At 72.1% G+C, this 21,686-nt stretch carries 22 protein-coding genes; 15 read left to right on the top strand and 7 right to left on the bottom strand.

The annotated features are described in order from the left end of the window. Positions 1–68 precede the first annotated feature (68 nt). The 3 genes from A37W_RS0116380 to A37W_RS0116390 all read right to left on the bottom strand — a co-directional run bounded on the left by A37W_RS0116380 (position 69) and on the right by A37W_RS0116390 (position 4,188). Positions 69–752: a YjbF family lipoprotein gene (locus A37W_RS0116380; protein ID WP_040754192.1), complete on the bottom strand. Its 684-nt coding sequence runs from the start codon at positions 750–752 to the stop codon at positions 69–71. A gap of 2 nt (positions 753–754) precedes the next feature. Then, on the bottom strand, positions 755–2,878 hold the full coding sequence (locus A37W_RS0116385; RefSeq protein WP_018304125.1) for a YjbH domain-containing protein: 2,124 nt from the start codon (positions 2,876–2,878) through the stop codon (positions 755–757). Positions 2,879–2,991: 113 nt separating this feature from the next. Next, positions 2,992–4,188: a TIGR03862 family flavoprotein gene (locus tag A37W_RS0116390; protein ID WP_018304126.1), complete on the bottom strand. Its 1,197-nt coding sequence runs from the start codon at positions 4,186–4,188 to the stop codon at positions 2,992–2,994. 11 nt (positions 4,189–4,199) lie between these two features. Here A37W_RS0116390 and A37W_RS0116395 point away from each other — a divergent pair, with 11 nt between their 5' ends. After that, a complete protein-coding gene (locus A37W_RS0116395; protein ID WP_018304127.1) occupies positions 4,200–4,499 on the top strand; it encodes an HNH endonuclease family protein in 300 nt (99 codons plus the stop codon). Positions 4,500–4,510: 11 nt separating this feature from the next. On the opposite strand, the gene A37W_RS0116400 is transcribed toward A37W_RS0116395, so the two are convergent. Both A37W_RS0116400 and A37W_RS0116405 read right to left on the bottom strand, forming a co-directional pair. Beyond that, positions 4,511–5,122, bottom strand: coding sequence for an enoyl-CoA hydratase/isomerase family protein (locus tag A37W_RS0116400; RefSeq protein ID WP_018304128.1), 612 nt, complete (start codon positions 5,120–5,122; stop codon positions 4,511–4,513). Then, positions 5,119–5,868 (bottom strand): SDR family oxidoreductase, encoded by a 750-nt coding sequence (locus A37W_RS0116405; RefSeq protein WP_018304129.1) that lies wholly within the window; start codon positions 5,866–5,868, stop codon positions 5,119–5,121. The genes A37W_RS0116400 and A37W_RS0116405 overlap by 4 nt, the downstream gene beginning before the upstream one ends. Positions 5,869–6,000: 132 nt before the next feature. Between A37W_RS0116405 and A37W_RS0116410 the strand changes: the two genes are divergently transcribed. Then, the gene (locus A37W_RS0116410) at positions 6,001–7,527 is read left to right on the top strand and encodes a DUF2125 domain-containing protein (RefSeq protein WP_156169155.1); all 1,527 of its coding nucleotides are present in this window, start codon (positions 6,001–6,003) and stop codon (positions 7,525–7,527) included. A 336-nt stretch (positions 7,528–7,863) separates the two neighbouring features. Here the strand turns inward: A37W_RS0116410 and pcaC are convergent, their stop codons facing one another. Beyond that, positions 7,864–8,244 carry a 4-carboxymuconolactone decarboxylase gene (pcaC, locus tag A37W_RS0116415; protein ID WP_018304131.1) on the bottom strand — a complete coding sequence of 127 codons (381 nt, stop codon included), beginning with the start codon at positions 8,242–8,244 and terminating at the stop codon, positions 7,864–7,866. Between the two features lie 124 nt (positions 8,245–8,368). Here pcaC and A37W_RS0116420 point away from each other — a divergent pair, with 124 nt between their 5' ends. From A37W_RS0116420 to A37W_RS0116480, 13 genes are all read left to right on the top strand, one after another. After that, positions 8,369–9,715 (top strand): TldD/PmbA family protein, encoded by a 1,347-nt coding sequence (locus A37W_RS0116420; RefSeq protein ID WP_018304132.1) that lies wholly within the window; start codon positions 8,369–8,371, stop codon positions 9,713–9,715. After that, positions 9,702–10,472, top strand: coding sequence for a 3'(2'),5'-bisphosphate nucleotidase CysQ (locus tag A37W_RS0116425; protein WP_018304133.1), 771 nt, complete (start codon positions 9,702–9,704; stop codon positions 10,470–10,472). The genes A37W_RS0116420 and A37W_RS0116425 overlap by 14 nt, the downstream gene beginning before the upstream one ends. A gap of 190 nt (positions 10,473–10,662) precedes the next feature. After that, positions 10,663–11,835, top strand: a complete 1,173-nt coding sequence (locus A37W_RS0116430; protein ID WP_026198562.1) for a thiolase family protein — start codon at positions 10,663–10,665, stop codon at positions 11,833–11,835. A gap of 85 nt (positions 11,836–11,920) precedes the next feature. Continuing rightward, positions 11,921–12,373 (top strand): GAF domain-containing protein, encoded by a 453-nt coding sequence (locus A37W_RS0116435; protein WP_018304135.1) that lies wholly within the window; start codon positions 11,921–11,923, stop codon positions 12,371–12,373. Then, positions 12,370–12,750 (top strand): GFA family protein, encoded by a 381-nt coding sequence (locus tag A37W_RS0116440; RefSeq protein ID WP_018304136.1) that lies wholly within the window; start codon positions 12,370–12,372, stop codon positions 12,748–12,750. The genes A37W_RS0116435 and A37W_RS0116440 overlap by 4 nt, the downstream gene beginning before the upstream one ends. Then, on the top strand, positions 12,728–12,985 hold the full coding sequence (locus tag A37W_RS22960) for a GFA family protein (RefSeq protein WP_018304137.1): 258 nt from the start codon (positions 12,728–12,730) through the stop codon (positions 12,983–12,985). The genes A37W_RS0116440 and A37W_RS22960 overlap by 23 nt, the downstream gene beginning before the upstream one ends. Before the next feature lie 154 nt (positions 12,986–13,139). Further along, a complete protein-coding gene (locus A37W_RS0116450) occupies positions 13,140–13,787 on the top strand; it encodes an RluA family pseudouridine synthase (protein WP_018304138.1) in 648 nt (215 codons plus the stop codon). Between the two features lie 70 nt (positions 13,788–13,857). Then, positions 13,858–14,841 carry an aldo/keto reductase gene (locus A37W_RS0116455; RefSeq protein WP_018304139.1) on the top strand — a complete coding sequence of 328 codons (984 nt, stop codon included), beginning with the start codon at positions 13,858–13,860 and terminating at the stop codon, positions 14,839–14,841. A 125-nt stretch (positions 14,842–14,966) separates the two neighbouring features. Beyond that, positions 14,967–16,097 (top strand): ABC transporter substrate-binding protein, encoded by a 1,131-nt coding sequence (locus A37W_RS0116460; RefSeq protein WP_018304140.1) that lies wholly within the window; start codon positions 14,967–14,969, stop codon positions 16,095–16,097. Positions 16,098–16,219: 122 nt separating this feature from the next. After that, positions 16,220–17,140 (top strand): branched-chain amino acid ABC transporter permease, encoded by a 921-nt coding sequence (locus A37W_RS0116465; protein WP_018304141.1) that lies wholly within the window; start codon positions 16,220–16,222, stop codon positions 17,138–17,140. Continuing rightward, entirely contained in the window at positions 17,137–18,117 is a 981-nt protein-coding gene (locus tag A37W_RS0116470; protein WP_018304142.1) for a branched-chain amino acid ABC transporter permease, read from the top strand. The genes A37W_RS0116465 and A37W_RS0116470 overlap by 4 nt, the downstream gene beginning before the upstream one ends. Next, positions 18,110–18,859, top strand: a complete 750-nt coding sequence (locus tag A37W_RS0116475) for an ABC transporter ATP-binding protein (protein WP_018304143.1) — start codon at positions 18,110–18,112, stop codon at positions 18,857–18,859. The genes A37W_RS0116470 and A37W_RS0116475 overlap by 8 nt, the downstream gene beginning before the upstream one ends. Further along, positions 18,856–19,539 (top strand): ABC transporter ATP-binding protein, encoded by a 684-nt coding sequence (locus A37W_RS0116480; protein WP_018304144.1) that lies wholly within the window; start codon positions 18,856–18,858, stop codon positions 19,537–19,539. Before A37W_RS0116475 ends, A37W_RS0116480 begins: the two co-directional genes overlap by 4 nt. A 4-nt stretch (positions 19,540–19,543) precedes the next feature. On the opposite strand, the gene A37W_RS0116485 is transcribed toward A37W_RS0116480, so the two are convergent. Continuing rightward, positions 19,544–21,682 carry a pyrroloquinoline quinone-dependent dehydrogenase gene (locus A37W_RS0116485; RefSeq protein WP_018304145.1) on the bottom strand — a complete coding sequence of 713 codons (2,139 nt, stop codon included), beginning with the start codon at positions 21,680–21,682 and terminating at the stop codon, positions 19,544–19,546. Between the last annotated feature and the right edge of the window lie 4 nt (positions 21,683–21,686).

Raw genomic sequence — 21,686 nt, forward strand, 5'->3', positions numbered from 1 at the left:
GTTCGCTATATCGCCAGTCCTAGGGTCCATCAAGCGTGTCCCCTAGTGGAAACAGCGGCCTACGCGATTCACAGTCGGTTGCTGCGCAAATATGCAACAGTCTGCGTAACGAACTGGCGGGAGGCCACGATGTCGCCCCGATCGTCCAGCCAGTAGAGATTTTCGAACTGGACGAAGGCGTTACGGCAGCTCTCGACGAATTTCCGAGCGACGACCGTGCGCACGCCCAGGTCGACCTCCTCGCGCCCGTCGGCGGAAACGGTGCAGTCGTAGCGCTGCTGCTCGATCTGATCGAGGCCGTCGAGCGTGTCGTGGATGCGGACCGCCGTGCCGCCGCCCGCCCGCAGGGCGCTGCGCACATCGGCGACGTAGGCGCCCATCAGGTCCTCGGTCAGGCCCCGCGTGCCGACCAGGAACCCGTCGCGAAAGGCCGCGTCGAAGCCGTACTGGCTTTCCAGCGTCAGGTCGCCGCCGTTGTTCTGGATGATTCGGGCGAGGCCGGGGCTGGTGAAGGTCGGCAGCCACATCAGCTGGAACGCGGCCGGTGCGGCGGCGAGATCGGTCGCGGCGAAGCCGGGCGGCTGCGCCGTCTGCTCGGCGCCGCCGCCGAGGCCGGGGATGATGCCCGACAGGCTGCCGAGCAGGCCGGTGGGGCCGCCGCCGGGCCCGCCGGACGACGAGTCGCCGGTGGCGCATCCCGACAGAAGACCGACGCCGAGCGCGGCCACGAGGGCGGTGAGCGTGCGTGCCATCGTCATCTCCAGAACCGGCCCCAGGTATCCTCCAGCCCCGACAGGCGCGCGTCGCGGACGGTGTCGTAGAGCCGCCCGTCCACGCCGAGTCGGGCGCCGCCGTCGCGGGTCAGCGACGCGAGGCTGTTCGAGGCGGTGGTCCGCGTCGGCGTGCCGAGGAACCAGTCGAAGGGGATCGTGACCCGGATCCCCTTGTCGAACGACCCTTCGCCGTAATCCTCGAACGAGACGTCGGTCAGGGTCGCGTAGGCCCCGACGCTCCACCCGTTCTCGAACTCGCGGTCCACCGCGACCGTCGCGCCCCAGTCCCCGGCAAGGTAGCGGCCCACGTCGAGCTGGCCGTGGAAGCCGTTCTGGAAGTCGTAGTAGGCCGAGACGTGGCCGGTGACGACGTCGTAGTCCTGGAACCCGAAGAGCTGATCGAAGTCGCGCTGCCGGACGTAGTTCACCTCGGCGCCGAGGGCGTAGTTCGCGTCGACCGGCGCCCAGAGGACCTCGGTCGAGATGCCGCCGTACATCGATTCGAGGTATCCGACGGTGACCCGGCTGTAGAGGTTCCGCGCCGGCCGGCCGTAATAGGCCAGCGTCAGGTGCTGGATCCCGGGGTTGCCCTCGCGGATGTAGTCCGCGGCGTCGGTGCGCACCGGGTACAGGACCGGCTCGTCCCGCTCGGGGTCGTTGTCGTCGGTCGGCGTGACCCGGTACCGGACCGCGCCGGACAGGACGAGGTTCGGCGTGATCTCGTAGCTCGCCCGCGCCTCGATGCCGGCCACCACCTCGGCCGGGCCGTCGAAGATCACGAAGTTCAGGTAGGGGCGCACGCCCCAGTCGAACCGGTCCTCGCGCGGCACCGGCGTCAGCGGCGGCAGGCCGCCGGCGTCTCCGATCCGCGCGCGGTCGAGGATCTCCTGCGCGCCGCCGGCGGTGTTCTCGAGCTGCTCGAGATCGGTCCGGCTGAACGTGTTGGACGAGATCGGGATGCCGCGCTGTGACGGCTCCAGCACGAATGTCCCGAAGTCCGCCGGCAGCAGCGTCGTCAGCACCCGCGCGGCGCGGCCCATCGCCTGCGCCTCGGACCGGTAGCGCGTGTTGGTATAGCGCACCCGCGCCGTGCCGCCGCTGAGGTCGATGCCGTCGAGGATCAGGCCCTCGGTGGCGAGTCCGCGGCGGATTCGGTCGGTCAGCGTGGCGACCGGAAGGGTCGCGCGGTCCCAGGACCGGGCGATGTCCGGATCGGCGCCGCGCACCGCGACCGGGACCGGCGCGGGGTCGAGCCCGCCGCCGAAGGGCCGCATCGCGGGGTCGAGAAGGACGGTGCCCCAGATCGCGATGTCGGAGCCGTGCATGTAGGCCGCGCCCAGCTGAACCCCATCGATCGGGCGGTACGCCAGCCCGATGTTGAAGGGAGAGTTCACCTCGACGATGCCGAGGTCGGTCTCCTGTTCGTAGGCGTCGGAGGAATACTCCGCCTTGATCGTCAGCGCGTCCGTGGCGGCGTACTCGATGCCGCCGAAGACGGCGACGTCGCCGCGGAAGAACTGGTCGAATTCCACCTCGCCGCCGCTGCCGAAGTCGCGCTCCGGCCGCTCGCCGAAGGGCATGCCGAGGGAGTCTGCGGTCGCGAGGCGCCCCCAGCCCAGGCCGGCCGTGACCCGGAACGAATCGCCCAGCGTCTTGGTCGCGACGATGTATTCGCCGCTGAACGTGCCGGTGCCGAGGAAGTCCTGCAGGCCGACCGCGACGGCGGGGACGTACTCGCCCTCGTCGAGGATCTGGTAGCGCAGGTCGAAGCTGCGGTCGTAGTAGAACTCGTCCTCGTCGATCAGCGGATTCCCCGGGAGCGAGTAGCCCTGCAGTCCCGAGTACCGGAACGTCCCCGACAGGCGCGGGGTGATCTGGAAGGTGAAGTTGCCGCGGATCTGACCGGAGAAGCCGCCGACGGTGGCGGTGATCTGCCCGTCCGGCGCACTCAGCGCCGTGGGCATGTCGATCAGGCCGACCTGGCCGTACATGTTGTAGCTGAGCCCGCGTTCCTGCGCCGTCGCCGGCAGGGCGGCGAGCAGCGCGAGGCAGCTGCCGCCAAGGGCGGAGCGGAGGCGGATCGGGGAAGGCGGGCGGCAGGCCATGCGCAAAGGTCTCCGTGTGTGTCCCGGGACCTTCCTAGCCGCTTGGCCGGACAGTGGAAAGCGCTGGTCGGGGGGGGCAGCGATCCATCGCCGGTGGCCGTGTGGCGTGGGACTCACCCACAAGGCGCAGCGCCGCCCGCGCGGGCGGCGGCCGCACGTCCTGCGGCGCGCCCGGTGGCGAGGCTCGCGGTGATGAGCCAGCCGCCGGTCGGCGCCTCCCAGTCCAGCATCTCGCCCGCGGCGAAGGTGCCCGGCCGGTCCTTCAGCTCCAGCCCGTGAAGAGCCTCGAACGAGAGGCCGCCGGCGGTCGAGATCGCCTCGTCCAGAGGCCGGGGACCGGCATGGCGGACCGGCAGCGCCTTGAGGAGAGGCGCGAGGTCGCCCGGCAGCGGCCGGCCGAACTCGTTCAGCAGCGAGATTCGCGCCGGATCGAGGCCGAGGTTGCGGCGCAGGCGGTTGGACAGGCTCTGCCGTGCCGGTGCGCTGGCGAGGCGGGCGCGGATCTCGCCGGAACTCAGGTCCGGCAGCAGATCGAGACGGAGCTCCGCCCCCTCCCGCACTGACCGGCCGATCGCGTAGATGCCGCCGCCCTCAAGTCCCCGCTCCGAGATCACGAACTCGCCGCGGCTGGTCGTGGCGCCCGCGTGCAGCGCCGCGCCCTTCACCGGCGTACCGAAGAGCGGCGACATGTGCGGCGACCAGTCCACCCGCAGGCCGACGTTCGCAGGCGCGAAGGGCGTCACGCCCGTCCCGATCCAGCCCGCCCACGCCCCGTCCGATCCCAGCCGCCGCCAGCTGGCGCCGCCGCAGGCGAGGACGGTCGCGTCCGGCCGTTCGGTCCGCGGCCCGTCGGGCGTGTCGAAGCGCAGGCCGCCCCCGTCCCACCCCGTCCACCGCCAGCGCGTCCGCAGCGCGACGCCGAGGCCGTCCAGCCGCCGCAGCCAGGCCCGCAGCAGCGGCGAGGCCTTCATCGCGACCGGGAAGACGCGCCCGGTGGAGCCGGTGAACACCTCCTGCCCCAGTCCCCGCGCCCACGCGGCCACCTCGGCGGGCCCGAATTCGGCGACGGCCGCGGCCACGGCCGGAGGCAGGCCGGGACCGAACCCGTCCAGGAAGTCCGGCAGCGGGCGGTCCATCGTCAGGTTCAGGCCCGACTTGCCCGCCATCAGCAGCTTGCGGGCGGGGGAGGGCATCGCCTCGGCGACCGTCACGGCCAGGCCGGCGCGGGCCATCTCCTCGGCGGCCATGAGGCCCGCCGGGCCGGCGCCGACGACCAGCGCGGTCCTTGCCGCGCCGGACGGGCGGCTCACATCCTGCCCCGATGGATCCATCCGACCCGATCTGCCCCCTGTGCCTGCGCCCGATCCCGCCTGGCGTGCCGCAGAGCGTCCACCACCTGGTGCCGCGCCTCAAGGGCGGCGCGAAGGGGCCGACGGTCCTGATGCACCAGATCTGCCACAAGGAGATCCACGCCACCCTGACCGAGGCGGAACTCGCCCGCGACTACAGCACGCCAGAGGCGCTGCGCGCCCATCCGCGCCTCGCGACCTTCGCCGCGTGGGTGGCCAAGCGGCCTCCCTCGTTCACGTCGAAGGTGCCGGGCGCGCGGCGACGGCGCTGAACGGCGGGCGGTCAGAGCCGCGCCTTGATCGCCTCGGCGAGGCCGGGGCGCGAATCGATGGCCGGGGCGATCCAGTTCCGCGCCGCCGCCACCACGTCGCCGTCGGCCCGGCGGTCGACGAGGCCCCAGGTGAGCGCGTCGTCCAGCTCCACCCGCTCTCCGAGGAGGAGCATCCGACGCGCCCGCGCCGGACCGACCAGCGCGGCCAGCCGCGGGGGATCGGCCGGCTGGGGCAGGTAGCCGGCGCCGATGACGGGGTAGAAGAGGCGGGTGCCGAGCACCGCGATCCGCAGGTCGCAGGCCAGCACCATGCCGAGAGCGCCGCCCGCCACCGTGCCGTTCAGCGCCGCCACCGAAACGCCGGAAAAGGCCGCCACCGCGTCCGACAGGGCGTCCCAGAGCGGGTCGGTCGGCAGCCCGGTGTCCGCCTCGGCGAGGTCCATCCCGGCGCTGAACACGCGCCCCGCGCCGGTCAGGATCAGGCCGCGTGCGCCGGCTTCCGCCGCCCCGGTCACGCCGACGCGCAGCTCTTCCAGCATCGCTTTCGTGAGCGCGTTGGCCTTGTCCGGCCGGTCGAGCGTCAGCGTCCAGACCGCGCCGTCGCGGTCCGTGCGGATCGTCACGCCACGCCCACGCGGCTGCGGATCGCCGGATCGCGGAGCGAGACCTCCTGGCCGACGAACTCGTCCGCGTCGGCACCGCACATCCAGACCAGCGCCTCGGCCGGCCATTCGGGGGGGATGTGGTCGTCCCAGTTCAGCTGGCTGACCGGGTTGATGCCGCTGCGCTTGATCTCGCGCTGCATCTCGGTCGCGACCGTGCCCGGCGACAGGCCCATCGCACGGATGCCGCGGCCGCGATATTCGAGGTCGAGGCACGAGGTCAGCATCGCCGCGCCGGCTTTGGACGCGCAATAGTGCGACCACGCCTCCACCGGGTTGTGCGCCGCCCCGGACGAGACGGTGAGGATCGTGCCGCCGCCCTGCGCCAGCATCGGCCGCAGCGCCGCGCGCATCCCGTGGAACACGCCCTTGAGGTTGACGTCGATGACCCGGCTCCACTCCTCGGGATCCACATCGGCCATGTGGGCGATCGGCTCGATCGCGCCGGCATTGCCCACGAGCACGTCAAGCCGCCCCCAGGTGCCGACGACGGCGTCGACCGCCGCCGCGACCTCCCAGTAGCGGGCGACGTCGCAGGGCACGGCCAGCGCCTGCTCGCCGATCTCGGCCGCCAGCTGTCCGAGGGAATCGGCGCTGCGGGCGGTCAGCGCGACCCGCGCTCCGCCGGCCGCGAAGGCCCGCGCCGCCGCCGCGCCGATGCCGCGGCTCGCTCCGGTGATCAGGACGACCTTGCCTTCGACGCTCATGGCTGCACCTCTCGTTCTTTCGTCGGCCCCGACATAGAACCGCCGCTCCGGACGGTCCAGTTTTCCCGACCTTGACCATGCCCTGCCGCCGTCCGAGAGTCGGAGCGGATTTCGACAGGGAAGGGTATTACCGTGAAAGCCAGCAGAATTCTTGGCACCACCGTGTCGGCCGCCGCTCTGGCCTGGGCCGGTGCCGCCGCCGCCGACGTCACCGCCGAGCAGGTGTGGGAGATGTGGCAGACCAACCTCGACATGTACGGCGAGGGGATGGTCACCTACGACGAGCCGACGATGTCGGGCGGGTCGCTGACCGTGCCCAATCTCGCCATCGCCATGAGCACGCCCGACAGCTCCATCGAGGCGCCGATGGGCGACCTCGTCTTCACCGAGAACGGCGACGGGACCGTCGACGTCGCGTTCCCCGAAGAGTTCACGATGACCTTCAGCCCGGGTCCGGCCATCACCGAGACCGACCGGGCCGTGGTCGCCGTGCGCGTCGGCGACAGCACCCTCACGGTCAGCGGCACGCCCGAGGAGATGACCTTCGACATCTCCGCCCCGCGCTACGAGATCGAGCTGGAGGAGGTGATCGTCGAGGGCCAGCCGATGCAGGCCGAGGCCCTGCTGGGGTTCACGAACACCACCGGCACCTACACCATGCGCGAGGGAGATCTGCGCGAGGTCGACTACGACCTGTCGATGGACAATGTCGACATCCTGATCGACGCCACCGCGCCCGAGGGCGAGGAAGGCGCGTTCTTCCTGTCCGGCCAGTTCTCCGACCTCGCGTTCGACGCCAGCGTGGCGATCCCGCCCGACATGGACATGAACGCCCCGCCGGAAGAGATGGCGATGGTGTTCCAGCAGGGTCTGGCGATGTCCGGCGGCTACAGCTTCGGCTCGGGCACCTACATGTTCAACTTCTCGGACGGCATGGAGAGCGGGGAAGGCACCGCCTCGGTCGGGTCGGGCGAGCTGACCGCCAGCTTCGACGCCAGCGCGCTGTCCTACAACACCCGCGTCACCGACCTGGCGCTGAACATCTCGTCCTCCGAGCTGCCGTTCCCGATCGAGCTGTCGGCGGCGGAGTACGGCCTCGGCCTGTCGATGCCCCTCGAGTCGACCGACGAGCCGGCGGACTTCTCGGCGTCGGTCAACCTGACGGACGTCACGGTCAACGACATGATCTGGTCGATGATCGACCCGTCGGGGCAGCTGCCGCATGACCCCGCGACGATCGTGATCGGCCTGTCGGGCACCGCCAGGCTGCTGTTCGACGTCCTCGACCCGGCGCAGGCCGAGCAGATGGCGACGGCGGACATGCCGGCCGAGCTGCACTCCCTCACGCTCGACGAGCTGAACGTCTCGCTCGTCGGGGCGCAGCTGACCGGCGGCGGGTCGTTCACGTTCGACAATTCGGATATGACGACCTTCCCGGGCATGCCGCGCCCGCAGGGCGAGCTGGGGATCAGCCTGACCGGCGGCAACGGCCTGCTGGACACGCTGGTCGAGATGGGCCTGGTGCCGCAGGACGCGGCGATGCAGGGCCGGATGATGATGGGCATGTTCGCCACCGTGACCGGCGACGACCAGCTCGAGACCACGGTCGAGGTGAACGACCAGGGCCACCTGATCGTCAACGGCCAGCGCCTGCAGTAAGGCGGCGCGGCCGACAGGCCGCCCGAGCGAGGGTTTGGGACGCCCCCCACCGGCAACGGCGGGGGCGTTCTTTTTCTTGAGGAGAGCCGCCCCATCTTTGCGGCGCGAAACGCCCCGGGGCCCCTGCCCGGAATCAGCCGCGCAAGCGGCCCGGGCAGCGTCTGGCCGCCCCCGGCCAGACGCTTCCGTGCCACCTGCGAGACGATAGAGGTCGTCCGGGGGTGGCGGGATCAACCGCCTCTACCGCGGCGTCGGAGCGTCTGACTGCGGCCGGACGCTGCCCTCCGTCACGACCTCGGGTTGCGAACGTCGTCCCCTGCCCCTGACGCCCCGCCCTCACTCCGCCTCGCGCATCTCCGCGAACGTCTTCTTCGCGATCGCGATGGCGTGGTTCGCTCGCGGCACGCCCGCATAGATCGCGACGTGCAGCAGCAGCTCCATCACGTCCTCCTCGCTCGCGCCGGTGCGCGCCGTCGCACGCACATGCATCGCGAACTCGCCGTCCAGCCCCAGCGCCGCGAGGATGGCGAGCGTCAGCATCGACCGCTCGCGCAGGGGCAGCGTGTCGCGCGCCCAGACCCGCGCCCAGGCGCTTTCCGTGATCAGCTCCTGGAACGGCACGTCGAAATCCGTCTTGTTCGCCTCGGCGCGGTCCACGTGCGCGTCGCCCAGAACCGTCCTGCGGATCGCCATGCCGCGGTCGTAGCTCTCGCCCATCTCTCGATCTCCCTGATGACCGACCCGCCCTAGCACCTCCCCCCGCCACGGGGAACGGCGGCGCCCTTGCGGGGCCGCGCGGGCCGGACTACCTGCGACGGACCCCCGCCGGACCGGAGTCCCGATGCCCCACGACCTGCCCGCCCTCGCCGACGCGCTCCTTTCCGCGGCCCGCCATGCCGGGGCCGACGCCGCCGACGCCCTCGCGGTCAAAAGCACCTCGCTGCAGATCGGCGTCCGCGCCGGGGCGCTGGAAGAGGCGGAACGGTCCGAAGGGGTCGAGCTGGGCCTGCGGGTCCTGATCGGCCGGCGGCAGGCCTGCGTCTCCTCGTCGGACGCCCGTCCCGACACGCTGTCGCGGATGGCCGAGCGCGCCGTCGCGATGGCCCGCGAGGCGCCCGAGGATCCCCATGCCGGCCTCGCCGATCCCGGCCAGCTCGCCACCGACCTCGACGCCTCGCGGCTGGAACTGGCGGACCCCGCGGCCGAGCCCGACCCCGCCGCTCTGGAGGACGCCGCGCGCGAGGCCGAGGCGGCCGCGCTGGCAACTCCCGGCGTGACGCAGGTCCAGTCCGCCGGCGCCGCCTACGGCCGCACCTCCGTCCATCTCGCCGCCAGCAACGGCTTCGCCGGCGGCTACGACCGCACCGACAACGCGCTGTCCTGCGTCGCCATCTCCGGCACCGGCACGAAGATGGAGCGGGACTACGACCACGATTCGCGCGTCTTCGCCGCCGACCTGCGCGGCGCAGCCGAGATCGGCCGCATCGCGGGCGAGCGGGCCGCCGAACGGCAGGGCGCCCGGCGCCCGAAGACCGGCCGCTACCCCGTCCTCTACGACGAGCGCATCGCCTCGTCCCTGATCGGCCACCTCGTGCAGGCGATCAACGGCACCGCCGTCGCCCGCGGCGCGTCCTTCCTGCGCGGCGCGCTGGGCGAGGCGGTGCTGCCGGACGGCCTGTCGCTGATCGAGGAGCCGCACCGCCCCCGCATCCGCGGCTCGCGCCTGTTCGACGCCGAGGGGCTGCCGACCGCCCGCCGCGCGCTGGTCGAGGACGGCATCCTGCAGGGCTGGACCCTCGACCTCGCCACCGCCCGAAAGCTGGGGATGGAGAGCACGGCCAACGCCGTCCGCGGCCCCGGCGGCCCCCCCTCGCCCTCCGCCGGCAACCTGACTCTGACGCAAGGGACCGCCAGCCGCGCCGACCTGATCGCGCAGATGGGCACCGGCCTCGTCGTCACCTCGATGATCGGCGCCACGATCAATCCCAATACCGGAGACTATTCCCGCGGCGCCTCCGGCTTCTGGATCGAGAACGGCGAGGTCGCCTACCCGGTGAGCGAGATCACCGTCGCCGGCAACCTGCGCGACATGCTGCGCCGGATCGTGCCCGCGAACGACGCCCGCGGCTGGCTCGGCCGCGTCGTGCCCTCGCTGCTGGTCGACGGGATGACCCTTGCCGGCGACTGACCTCGATCTTCTGGTCGAGGCGGCGACGGGCGCGGGCGAGATTGCTCTGGCGATCCGCGCGCGCGGCTACCGCACCTGGCACAAGGGCGACGAGGGGCCGGCGACCGACGCCGATCTTGCCTCCGACGCGCACCTCAGGGACCGGCTGATCGGGGCCCGTCCGGACTACGGCTGGCTCTCGGAAGAGACCGAGGACGGGCCGGAGCGCCTGTCGCGCGAGCGGGTGTTCATCGTCGACCCGATCGACGGCACCCGCGCATTCATGGAAGGCAGCCGCGACTGGGGGGTCTCCGTCGCCGTCGCCGAGGCCGGGCGGATCGTCGCCGCCGCCGTCGCGATGCCCGCCCGCGGGACGCTCTATGCCGCGGCCGCGGGGCAGGGCGCGACCCGCGACGGCGCGCCGATCCGCGCCAGCGGGGCGGCGGACATGGCCGAGGCCGAGGTCCTGTGCGCGAAGCCGACCCTCGCCGGACAACTGTGGCGCGGCGGAGCGCCGCCGCCGTTCCGCCGCGCCTTCCGCTCGTCGCTGGCGTTCCGCCTATGCCTCGTCGCCGAGGGCCGGTACGACGCGATGCTGACGCTGCGACCGACGTGGGAATGGGACGTGGCGGCCGGCGCGCTGATCGTGACCGAGGCGGGCGGATCGGCGACGGACCGCGCCGGACTGCCGCTGCGCTTCAACGGGGCGGTGCCGCGCCTGCCGGGCATCGTCGCCGGTGGCGGCGTGCAGGCCGCGCTGGTCGAAGCATTGATGTGAGAGGAGATGCCCCGGCGCCGCCCGCTGGGTGGGGGCTGATGTTCGGACGGCGCCGGGTGAAGCCTTGCAGCTACAGGGACCTTGATCCCCGACCGCCGCGGCGGGAGGATGATCCGAACGCGGCGCTTTCGCGACATTGTCCGCGAGACGCGGACGATCCGCCGGCGGCGGGCCGGGATAAGGAGCGAAAATGAGAACAGTCGTGATCTCCGGCGCCGCCCGCACGCCGATGGGCGGCTTCCAGGGCGCCCTGGCGCCGCTCTCCGCGCCCGAACTCGGCGGATCGGCGATTCGCGCCGCCCTCGACGGGGCGGGTGTCGGGACGGTTGACGAAGTCCTGATGGGCTGCGTCCTGCCCGCCGGGCAGGGGCAGGCCCCGGCGCGGCAGGCGGGCTTCCACGCCGGCCTCGGCGAGGAGGTCCCCGCCACCACGCTGAACAAGATGTGCGGCTCGGGCATGAAGGCGGCGATGATGGCCTTCGACCAGATCGCCCTCGGCCACGCCGGCACGATGGTCGCCGGCGGCATGGAGAGCATGACCAACGCCCCCTACCTGCTGCCCAAGATGCGAGGTGGCGCCCGGATCGGCCACGGCCAGGTGCAGGATTCGATGTTCCTCGACGGGCTGGAGGACGCCTACGAGCCCGGCCGCCTCATGGGTACCTTTGCCGAGGACTGCGCCGAGCGCTTCCAGTTCACCCGCGCCGCCCAGGACGAGTACGCGCTCGCCAGCCTCGAGAACGCCCGGCGCGCCCAGCGCGACGGCGGCTTCGCAACCGAGATCGCGCCGGTCACCGTCCCGGGACGCGGCGGAGACACCGAGGTCGCCGAGGACGAGCAGCCCGGCAAGGCGCGCCCGGAGAAGATCCCGCATCTGAAACCCGCGTTCCGGCAGGGCGGCACCGTCACCGCCGCCAACTCCTCCTCGATCTCCGACGGCGCCGCCGCCCTCGTCCTCGCGGCCGAGCAGGTGGCGAAGGCGACCGACATGCCGGTCCGCGCGCGCATCCTCGGCCACGCCTCCCACGCGCAGGCGCCCGGCTGGTTCACCACCGCCCCGGTCCCCGCCGCGCAGAAGCTGCTCAAGCGGCTCGGCTGGACGGTGGACGACGTCGACCTCTGGGAGGTGAACGAGGCCTTCGCCGTCGTTCCCATGGCCTTCATGCACGAGATGGGCCTCCCGAGGGACCGCCTCAACGTCAACGGCGGCGCCTGCGCCCTCGGCCACCCGATCGGCGCCAGCGGCGCCCGCATCCTCGTCACGCTGCTCCACACGCTCGAGGCCCGCGACCTCAGACGCGGCGTCGCCGCCATCTGCATCGGCGGCGGCGAGGGCACCGCCATCGCGATAGAGCGCCCCTGACCCTGCTCCTATCTTGCTCAAAATACCTCCACGGGGGTCCGGGGGTGTGAAACCCCCGGTCCGCCCTCACAGGCCGGAACCGACGATGCACGCAGACTACCCCGACCTCCACCAGCGCCTCACCGCCCTCGCGACGGACGAAACCGACGAGATCGCCCTCATGGCCACCGTCGCCTGCGAGCTCCATCACGCCGACGACCGCTTCGACTGGACCGGCTTCTACCGCGTCACCGCCCCCGGGCTCCTCAAGATCGGCCCCTACCAGGGCGGCCACGGCTGCCTGACGATTCCGTTCGACAAGGGCGTCTGCGGCGCCGCCGCCCGCACCGGCGACGTGCAGATCGTCCCCGACGTGGAGGCGTTCCCCGGCCACATCGCCTGCTCCTCCTCCACCCGGTCCGAGATCGTCCTCCCCGTCCGCGACGCCGCGGGCCGCCTCCTCGGCGTTCTCGACATCGACAGCGACCGCCCGGACGCCTTCACGCAAGAGGACGCCGACGGCCTGTCCGCAATCCTGACAGCTGTCTTCGCCCGATGATCCGCGGCTCGTGCCTCTGCGGCGGCGTCTCGTTCGAGGTCGCGGATCCGCGCCCCTCGGTCACCTTCTGCCACTGCTCGCTCTGCCGCGCGTGGAGCGGCCACTACTGGGCCTCCACCCGCGCCGAGGCCGCCGACGTCCGCTTCACCGCCGACGAGACCCTGCGCTGGTACGCCTCTTCCGACATCGCCGAGCGCGGCTTCTGCGACCGCTGCGGCGCCAGCCTGTTCTTCCGTCCCGACGGCGCCGGCCATATCGGCATCGCCGCCGGCGCGCTGGAGACGCCGACGGGCCTGACTCCGGGCAAGCACATCTTCACCGCGGACAAAGGCGATTACTACGACCTGCCCGCCGATGCGCCCCACATCCCCGATTGAGGCCACGGGCCCGGGCGGGGTCGCCGGCCGCTGCCTCTGCGGCGCCTTCGCTTTCACCCACGCCGCCCCGGTCGGGGCGATCACCGCCTGCCACTGCACCCAGTGCCGCCAGCTCTCCGGCCACTACGCCGCCAGCTCCGACGCCGACGAGGGCCGCCTCGCCTGGACCGCCACCGGCGGCCTCGGCACATGGGCCGGCCCCGCCGGCTCCACCCGCGGCTTCTGCCGCACCTGAGGCGCGTCGCTGTGGTTCCGCGACGCCGCCGGCACCCTCTCGATCGAGGCCGGTCAGCTCGTCGCACCGACGGGAGGCTGCCTGACGGAGCACATCTTCACCGGCGACGCGGGCGACTACTACGACCCGGCCTGACCTGCTAGACGCGGCCCCCATGCACGACGTCTACGCCCCGCCCGACACGCCGCTCGCGGTCCTGCACGAGGATCACGAGGTGCTGCTGGTGGACAAGCCTGCCGGCCTCCTCTCCGTCCCCGGCAAGGGCGAACATCTCGCCGACTGCCTGCTGACCCGCGTGCAGGCCGCGTTCCCCACCGCGCTCCTCGTCCACCGGCTGGACCGCGACACCTCCGGCGTCATGGTCTTCGCCCTGACCCCCCACGCCCAGCGCCACCTCGGCCTGCAGTTCGAGAAGCGCCAGACGAAGAAGACCTACGTCGCCCGCCTCTGGGGCGAGATGACGGACAAGACCGGCACCGTAAACCTGCCGCTGATCGTCGACTGGCCGAACCGCCCCCGCCAGAAGGTCGACCATCAGGAGGGCCGCGAGGCGGTCACCGACTGGCGCGTCCTGCGCACCGGCGACGGCGAGACGCGCGTCCGCCTGATGCCCCGCACCGGCCGCTCGCACCAGCTGCGCGTCCACATGGCCGAGATCGGCCACCCGATCCTCGGCGACCCGTTCTACAGCGCCGGCCCGGCCCGCGACTTCCCCCGTCTGATGCTCCATTCCGAGACGCTGCAGTTCCGCCATCCCGACGGCGGCAAGGGCGTCCGCTTCACGGCGAGGGCGCCGTTCTAGATGACCACGAACCTTGACCCGCCCCGCCCCCGCGCTCGATAGCGATACCGGACCACCAGGAGGAGCCCCCATGCCGACCGACCTGCCCACCCGCGATTTCGGCCGCACCGGCCTGAAGATCACCCCCGTCGGCTTCGGCGCCTGGGCCATCGGCGGCAACATGTGGGGCCCGCAGGACGACGGCGAGTCCGTCGCCGCGATCCGCCACGCGGTCGAGGCGGGCGTGAACTGGATCGACACCGCCGCCGTCTACGGCAACGGCCACTCCGAGGAGGTCGTCGCCAAGGCCCTCGACGGCATGGCGGACGCCGACCGGCCCTACGTCTTCACCAAGGGCGGCATCGTCCGCGACGCCGAGGGCAAGAACCCCCGCCGCGTCTCCGCCGACCTCGCGCAGCAATGCGAGGACTCCCTCCGCCGGCTGAAGGTCGACGTGATCGACCTCTACCAGGTGCACTGGCCCGCCGACGACATCCCGCTGGAGGAGTACTGGGCCACCGCCCTGCGGCTGAAGGAGCAGGGCAAGGTCGCCCATGTCGGCCTGTCGAACCACGACGCGGCGCAGCTGGAGACGGCCGAGGCGATGGGCCATGTCGAGACGCTTCAGCCGCCCTTCTCGATGATCCGCCGCGAGACGGCGGAGTCGATCCTGCCCTGGTGCGCCGCCCACGACACGGGCGTCATCTGCTATTCGCCGATGCAGTCGGGCCTCCTGTCCGGCCGGTTCAGCCGCGCGCGGGCCGAGGGGCTGGACGCGAACGACTGGCGCCGGGCCAACCCCGAATTCTCCGGCGACAAGCTGGAGGCGAACCTCGCGCTCGCCGACGCGCTGCGCCCTGTGGCCGAGCGGCACGGCGTCACGCCCGGCGCCGTCGCCATCGCCTGGACGCTGGACTGGCCGGGCCTGACCGCCGCCATCGTCGGCGCCCGCTCGCCGTCGCAGGTGGACGGATGGATGCCGGCGGCGACCCTTCAGCTGACGGACGAGGACCGCGACACCCTGTCCCGCGCGATCCAGTCGACCGGCGCGGGCAGCGGCCCGGTCCGGGCCTGACGCCCGCGCGCCCGCGCAGAAAAACCGGCCCTACGCCCCTTTGGCGGTTCACCCGGCCGCGCGGTCATGGTTGTCTCCACTCCGGGCCGGCGGTTCCGCCGGGAGGTTCAACGGGGAGTGGACGAATGAAGGGACTGTACGTGGCGGCCGCGCTGGCCGCTCTGGCCACCGGCGCGGCGGCCGAGGTGAAGGTCGGGATGATCACGACGCTGTCGGGCGGCGGCGCCGGCCTCGGCATCGACGTGCGCGACGGCTTCCTGCTGGCGCTGGAGCAGTCGGGCCGCGACGACATCGAGGTGATCGTCGAGGACGACGCGCAGGCGCCCGACACCGCGGTGCAGCTCGCCGACCGGATGATCCAGTCCGACCGCGTGCAGGTGCTGACCGGGATCGTCTGGTCGAACCTCGCGATGGCCGTGGTGCCGTCGGCGGTCAACCAGGGCATCTTCTACCTCTCGCCCAATGCCGGGCCGTCGCAGCTGGCCGGCGCCAACTGTCACGAGAACTACTTCAACGTCGCCTGGCAGAACGACAACCTGCACGAGGCGGCGGGCGCCTGGGCGAACCAGACCGGCTACGCCAACAGCTTCATCCTCGCGCCGAACTACCCGGCGGGGCAGGACGCGCTGACCGGCTACAAGCGCTTCTACGAGGGCGAGCTGGCGGGCGAGATCTACACCGAGCTCGGCCAGACCGACTACGCCGCCGAGATCGCGCAGATCCGCGCGAGCGGCGCCGACAGCGTGTTCTTCTTCCTGCCCGGCGGCATGGGAATCAGCTTCCTCAAGCAGTACGCCGATTCGGGCGTCGACATTCCGGTGATCGGCCCGGCCTTCTCGTTCGACCAGGGCATCCTGCAGGCGGTCGGCGACGCGGCGCTCGGCGTGGTCAACACCTCGCAATGGTCCAAGGATATCGACAACCCCACCAACGCCGCTTTCGTCGAAAGCTTCCAGGCCGAGTACGGGCGCCTGCCCTCGCTCTACGCCTCGCAGGGCTTCGACACCGCCAACCTGCTGATCTCGGCGCTCGAGGTCGCGGACCCGTCCGAGGACCCGGACGCCTTCCGCGCCGCGCTCGAGGCGGCGGACTTCGACAGCACGCGCGGTGACTTCGAGTTCGGCCCGAACCATCACCCGATCCAGGACATCTACGCCCGCGAGGTGGTGCAGGAAGGCGACGTCTTCACCAATCGCATCATCGGCGTGGCGCTGGAGGATCGCGGCGACGCCTACGCCGAAGAGTGCGCCATGTGAGACGGCCGGGCGGCGCGCCGGCACAAGCGCGCCGCCCCCCTCTCACCGAGCCATAAATATCCCGCGGGGGTCCGGGGGCGCGAAGCCCCCGGCGCTCTCCGCTCGGACGGACGGCCGGAACGATGTCCCTGATCCTCATCCTCGAACAGGTGCTCAACGGCCTGCAGGCCGGCGTGATGCTGTTCCTGATGGCGGCGGGCCTGACACTGATCTTCGGCGTCATGGGCCTGATCAACCTCGCCCACGGCTCGCTCTACATGGTCGGCGCCTTCGCGGCGGCCGGCGTCGCGGCGGCGACGGGGTCGTTCCTGCTGGCGCTGGTGGCGGCGCTGGTCGCGGCGGCGGCGGCGGGCGTGGTGGTCGAGACCGTCGTCATGCGCCGGCTTTACGCCCGCGACCACCTCGACCAGGTTCTCGCCACCTTCGCGCTGATCCTGATCTTTTCCGAACTCACCCGCTGGGCCTTCGGCTCGTTCCCGCTGTACCTCAATCCGCCGGACTGGCTGTCGGGGCCGGTGACGCTGCCCGGCGGCATCCGCTACCCCGTCTACCGGCTGGCGCTGATCGGCATCGGCCTCGCCGTCGGCCTCGGCCTCTGGGCGCTGACCCGGCGCACCCGGCTCGGCATCCGCATCCGTGCGGGCGAGAACGACCGCGAGATGATCGCCGCCCTCGGCGTCGATATCGGCCGGCTCTACACGCTGGTCTTCGCCCTCGGCGCCGCGCTCGCGGGCCTTGCCGGGGCGCTGGTCGGTGCGATCCAGTCGGTGCAGGTCGGGATGGGAGAGCCGGTGCTGATCCTCGCCTTCGTCGTCATCGTGATCGGCGGCATCGGCTCCATCCGCGGCGCGTTCGTCGGGGCGCTGCTGGTCGGCCTGACCGACACCCTCGGCGGCATCTTCCTGCCCGAGCTGTTCAAGCTGGTCACCGATCCCGCCACCGCCACCCAAGCGGGCGCGTCGCTGTCCTCGATGTCGATCTACATCCTGATGAGCCTCGTCCTGATCTGGCGTCCCACCGGCCTGTTCGGGGCGAAGGCGTGAGCGAGCGCTGGGTCACGCTGGCCGCCCTGGCGGCCCTGCTGGCGCTGCCGCTCTGGGCGCTGGCGGCGGACGAGCCCTTCACCATCACCCTCGCCACCCGCGCCGCGATCCTCGCGCTCGCCGCGACGGGGCTCAACATCGCGCTCGGCACCGGCGGCCTCGTCAGTCTCGGCCACGCGGCCTTCTTCGGGATCGGCGGCTACGCGATGGGCATCCTCGCCAGCCACGCGCAGACCTTCGCGCCGTTGTCCCTCGGCCCGTGGGAGGTGCCGGGCACGCAGTCCATGCCGGTGATCTGGCTGGTGGCGATCGCCGCCTCGGCCCTCGCCGCGCTCGCCATCGGAGCGCTGTCGCTGCGGACGGCGGGCGTCTACTTCATCATGATCACGCTCGCCTTCGGGCAGATGTTCTTCTACTTCGCCACCTCCTGGCGAGCCTATGGCGGCGAGGACGGGCTGTCGATCTGGGTGCGGAACGGCTTTCCCGGGCTCAATACGCTGGTGCCGATCCAGTTCTTCGGCCTGTGCTTCGCCGTCCTCCTCCTCGCCATGCTGCTGCACGGGCGGCTGATCCGCGCCCCCTTCGGCCTCGCCCTCGACGCCGCGCGGCAGGCGCCGGCGCGCGTGCTGGCGGTGGGCCTCAGCCCCTACCGCCTGCAGCTGGCGGCGTTCGTGCTGTCGGGGGCGATCACCGGCCTCGCCGGCGCGCTCTACGCCGACCTCAACCGTTTCGTCAGTCCCGCGATGCTGTCCTGGCAGATGTCGGGAGAGCTGATCGTTCTCGTCATCCTCGGCGGCGTCGGCCGTCTCGCCGGGCCGCTGATCGGCGCAGGCCTGTTCGTGGCGCTGGAGCACTGGCTGGGCGGCGCGACCGAATACTGGCACGCCTGGCTGGGGGCGATCCTGCTCGCCATCGTGCTGTTCGCGCGGGGCGGGATCGTCGGGCTGCTGACCGGGCAGGGGGATCGCCGTGGCTGAGCCGGTGCTGTCCGTCCGCGGCCTGACCAAGCGCTTCGGCGCGTTGGTGGCGAGCGAGGACGTCTCGCTGGACCTGGCGCCGGGAGAGATCCACGCGGTGATCGGCCCGAACGGCGCGGGCAAGTCGACGCTGATCGGACAGGTCTGCGGGACGATCCCGCCGGACGCCGGGACAGTGCGGCTGGCGGGGCGGGACGTGACCGCGGACGGGGCGGCGGCCCGCGCGCGCGCCGGGCTGGCGCGGACGTTCCAGGTTTCGGCGCTGGCGATGGAGCAGACGGTGCTGCAGAACGCCGTCCTCGGCGCCATCGGCGCCGCCGGCCGGCCGTGGCGCCTGTGGCGGCCGGCGCTGTCCGACCGTGACGCGGTGGCGACCGCCGAGGCGGCGTTGACGCGGGTCGGCCTGTCGGACCACGCCGCGTCGCGGGTCGCCGACCTCAGCCACGGCCAGCGGCGGCAGCTGGAGGTCGCGGTCGCGCTGACGCTGGCGCCGAAGGCCTTCGTGATGGACGAGCCGATGGCCGGCCTCGGCGCCGACGGCTCGCGGGGCATGACTGCGCTGCTCGCGGACTTGAAGCACGAGGCGCCGATCCTGCTGGTGGAGCACGACATGGACGCCGTCTTCGCCCTCGCCGACCGGATCAGCGTGCTGGTACAGGGCCGCGTCATCGCGACCGGGACGGTGGCCGAGATCCGGGCGAACGCGGAGGTCCGCGCGGCCTACCTGGGGGAAGACGCGTGAGCCTCCTGACGGTCGAGAACTTGACCGCTCACTATGGTCCCGCTCAGGCGCTGTTCGGCGTCGATCTCACCGTCGACGAAGGCGAGGCGGTCGCGCTGATGGGCCGCAACGGCATGGGCAAGTCCACGACGGTCAAGGCGATCTGCCGGATGATCGGCTCGGAGGGCCGGCTGACCTTCGACGGGCAGGATCTGCACCGCCTGCCCAGCCACCGCGCCGCCCGCGCCGGCATCGGCCTCGTCCCCGAGGGCCGGCGCTGCTTCCGCGACCTCACCGTTACCGAGAACCTCCTCGCCGCCGCCCGCCGCGGCCCGTGGGACCTGCCCCGGATCGAGGCGCTGTTCCCCCGCCTCGCCGAGCGGCGGCGGCAAAGGGCGGCGTCGCTTTCGGGGGGAGAGCAGCAGATGCTGGCGATCGGCCGGGCGCTCGCGACGAATCCCCGCCTGCTGATCCTCGACGAGGCGACCGAAGGGCTGGCGCCGCTGGTCCGGCAGGAGATCCGCGCCGCGATCCGGCAGGTGCGGGACGGCGGCATGGCCATCCTCATCATTGACAAGTCGCCGCGGGAGCTGGCGGAGGTGGCCACCCGCGCGGTGATCCTGGCGCGGGGCCGGACCGCCTGGTCCGGCCCCTTCGCCGAGCTGACGCCCGACCGCGCCGAGGCGCTGGTCGGGGTCTGAGGCCCTATTCCGGCAGGGCGTAGGCGATCACGGAATCGCCGACCGGCGTCTCCATGAAGTGGTGCCCCATCGCGGTGACGAGGACGTACTGCCGCCCGTTCACCTCGTAGGCGATGGGGTTCGCCTGACCGCCGGCGGGCAGGACGTCGCTCCACAGCGTCTCGCCGGTCTCGATGTCGATGGCGCGGAACAGGTTGTCCGTCGCCGCGGCGATGAAGATGAGGCCGCCGGCCGTGACCACAGACCCGCCGTTGTTCGGCGTGCCGATGTTCAGCGGCAGATAGGACGGGATGCCGAACGGGCCGTTGCGCCGCGCGGTGCCGAGGGGCCGGTCCCAGACCGTCTCGCCGGTCTCGAGGTCGATGGCCCGGATGCCGCCGTAGGGCGGGGCGACGCAGGGCATGCCCGTCACCGGGTTCCGCCAGCCGGCGTTGACGTTGATCCCGTAGGGCGCGCCCACCTGCGGATCGGCCGCGCCCTCGGGGCCGGTGCCACGCTCGTCCTGTTCGTAGATCGGCACGCCCTCGACCTCTTCCCGGGGGACGAGGCGGTTGTAGTTCGGGATGTCGTTGTAGTTCGCGACGATGATCCCGCGCTCGGTATCCACGGCGACGGAGCCCCAGTCCGAGCCGCCGTTGTAGCCGGGATACTGGATCCACGGCGCGTCCGACGAGGGCGGCGTGAAGTAGCCCTGGTAATTGGCGCGGTGGAACTGGATGCGGCACCACAGCTGGTCGAGCGGGGTGGCACCCCAGGCGTCCTTCGGCTCCAGCGGCTCCATCCGCAGCGTGTGCCACTCGGAGTAGGGCTGGGTCTCGGAGATGTAATCCGGCTCGATCTCGCCCTGCGGCAGGTCGGTCAGCTCGCCCACCGGGGTCAGCGGCTCGCCCGTCGCGCGGTCGAGGATGTAGATGTCGCCCTGCTTGGACGGCAGCAGGATCGCCGGCGTGCCCTGCCAGTCGAGTAGTGTCGCCTGGCTGCCGAGGTCGTAGTCCCAGACGTCGTTGATGACGGTCTGGAAGTGCCACACCTCCTCGCCCGTCGTCGCGTCGAGCGCGACGAGGGAGGTCGCGAACTCGTTCTCGGCCTCGGAGCGGTTGGAGCCGTAATAGTCCACCGCCGAGTTGCCCATCGGCAGGTAGACGTAGCCCAGCTCCTCGTCGGCCGTCGCGGTGGTCCACATGTTGGGCGTGCCGCGGGTGTAGACCTCGCCCTCGGGCGGGCCGTTTCGGTTCTCTTCCGGCGCGGCGAGGTCCCAGGCCCAGGCCAGTTCGCCGGTGCGGGCGTCGAAGCCGCGGATGACGCCGGAGGGCGAATCCTCGGCCTGGCCGTCCTTGACCTGCGCTCCGGTCACGACGACGCCGCGGACCACGACGGGCGGCGCGGTGACGGCGTACCAGCCGGGCACCCGCTCTCCGATGTCCTGCCACAGATCGACGGTGCCGTTCTCGCCGAAGGACTCGCACGGCGAGCCGTCGGCGATGTCGACCGCGACGATCTTGGCGTCGAGCGTCCCCTGGATCACCCGCGTCGCGCAGGGCTCGTCCTCGGCCGCCTCGGGATCGGTCCAGACCGCCACGCCGCGGCAGGTCGCGCCGTAGGGGATCGCCTCGTTCGGCACGCCGGGATCGAAGCGCCAGTTCTCGTCGCCGGTGGCGGCATCGACCGAGATGAGGATGTTCATCGCCGAGCACATCAGCAGGTCGTCGCCGATCTTCAGCGGCGTCACCTCGGGCGAGTAGGTGCCTTCGGCCGTGCCCTCGGGCAGGTCGCCGGTATGGTACTCGAATACCCGCTCGAGCTGGGACACGTTCTGGGGCGTGATCTGGTCGAGCGGGGTGTAGCGCGTGGCGTCGGTGTCGCCGCCCCAGAACGGCCAGTCGGCGCCGACCTCGGGCTGCGGCTGGGGCGCTCGGGCCGCGGCGACCTCGGCCGGGACCTCGTCGCCCTCGGCCGGGGCTCCGGCGTCCCCGGTGTCGGCTCCGATGTCGGTGTCGGTCTCCGTCGCCGGATCAGCCGCCTCGGCATCCGGGGCCGCGTCGGTGGCGGGCAGCGTGTCGGGGGCGGGCTCGTCCTGCGCGAGAAGCGGGCCGGCCGCCGTGAGCGCGGCGACGAGCGCGAGCGAGTAGGGAGTTCGGGGCATGGTG

The organism is Wenxinia marina DSM 24838 (genome assembly GCF_000379485.1).
Taxonomy (GTDB): Bacteria; Pseudomonadota; Alphaproteobacteria; order Rhodobacterales; family Rhodobacteraceae; genus Wenxinia; species Wenxinia marina.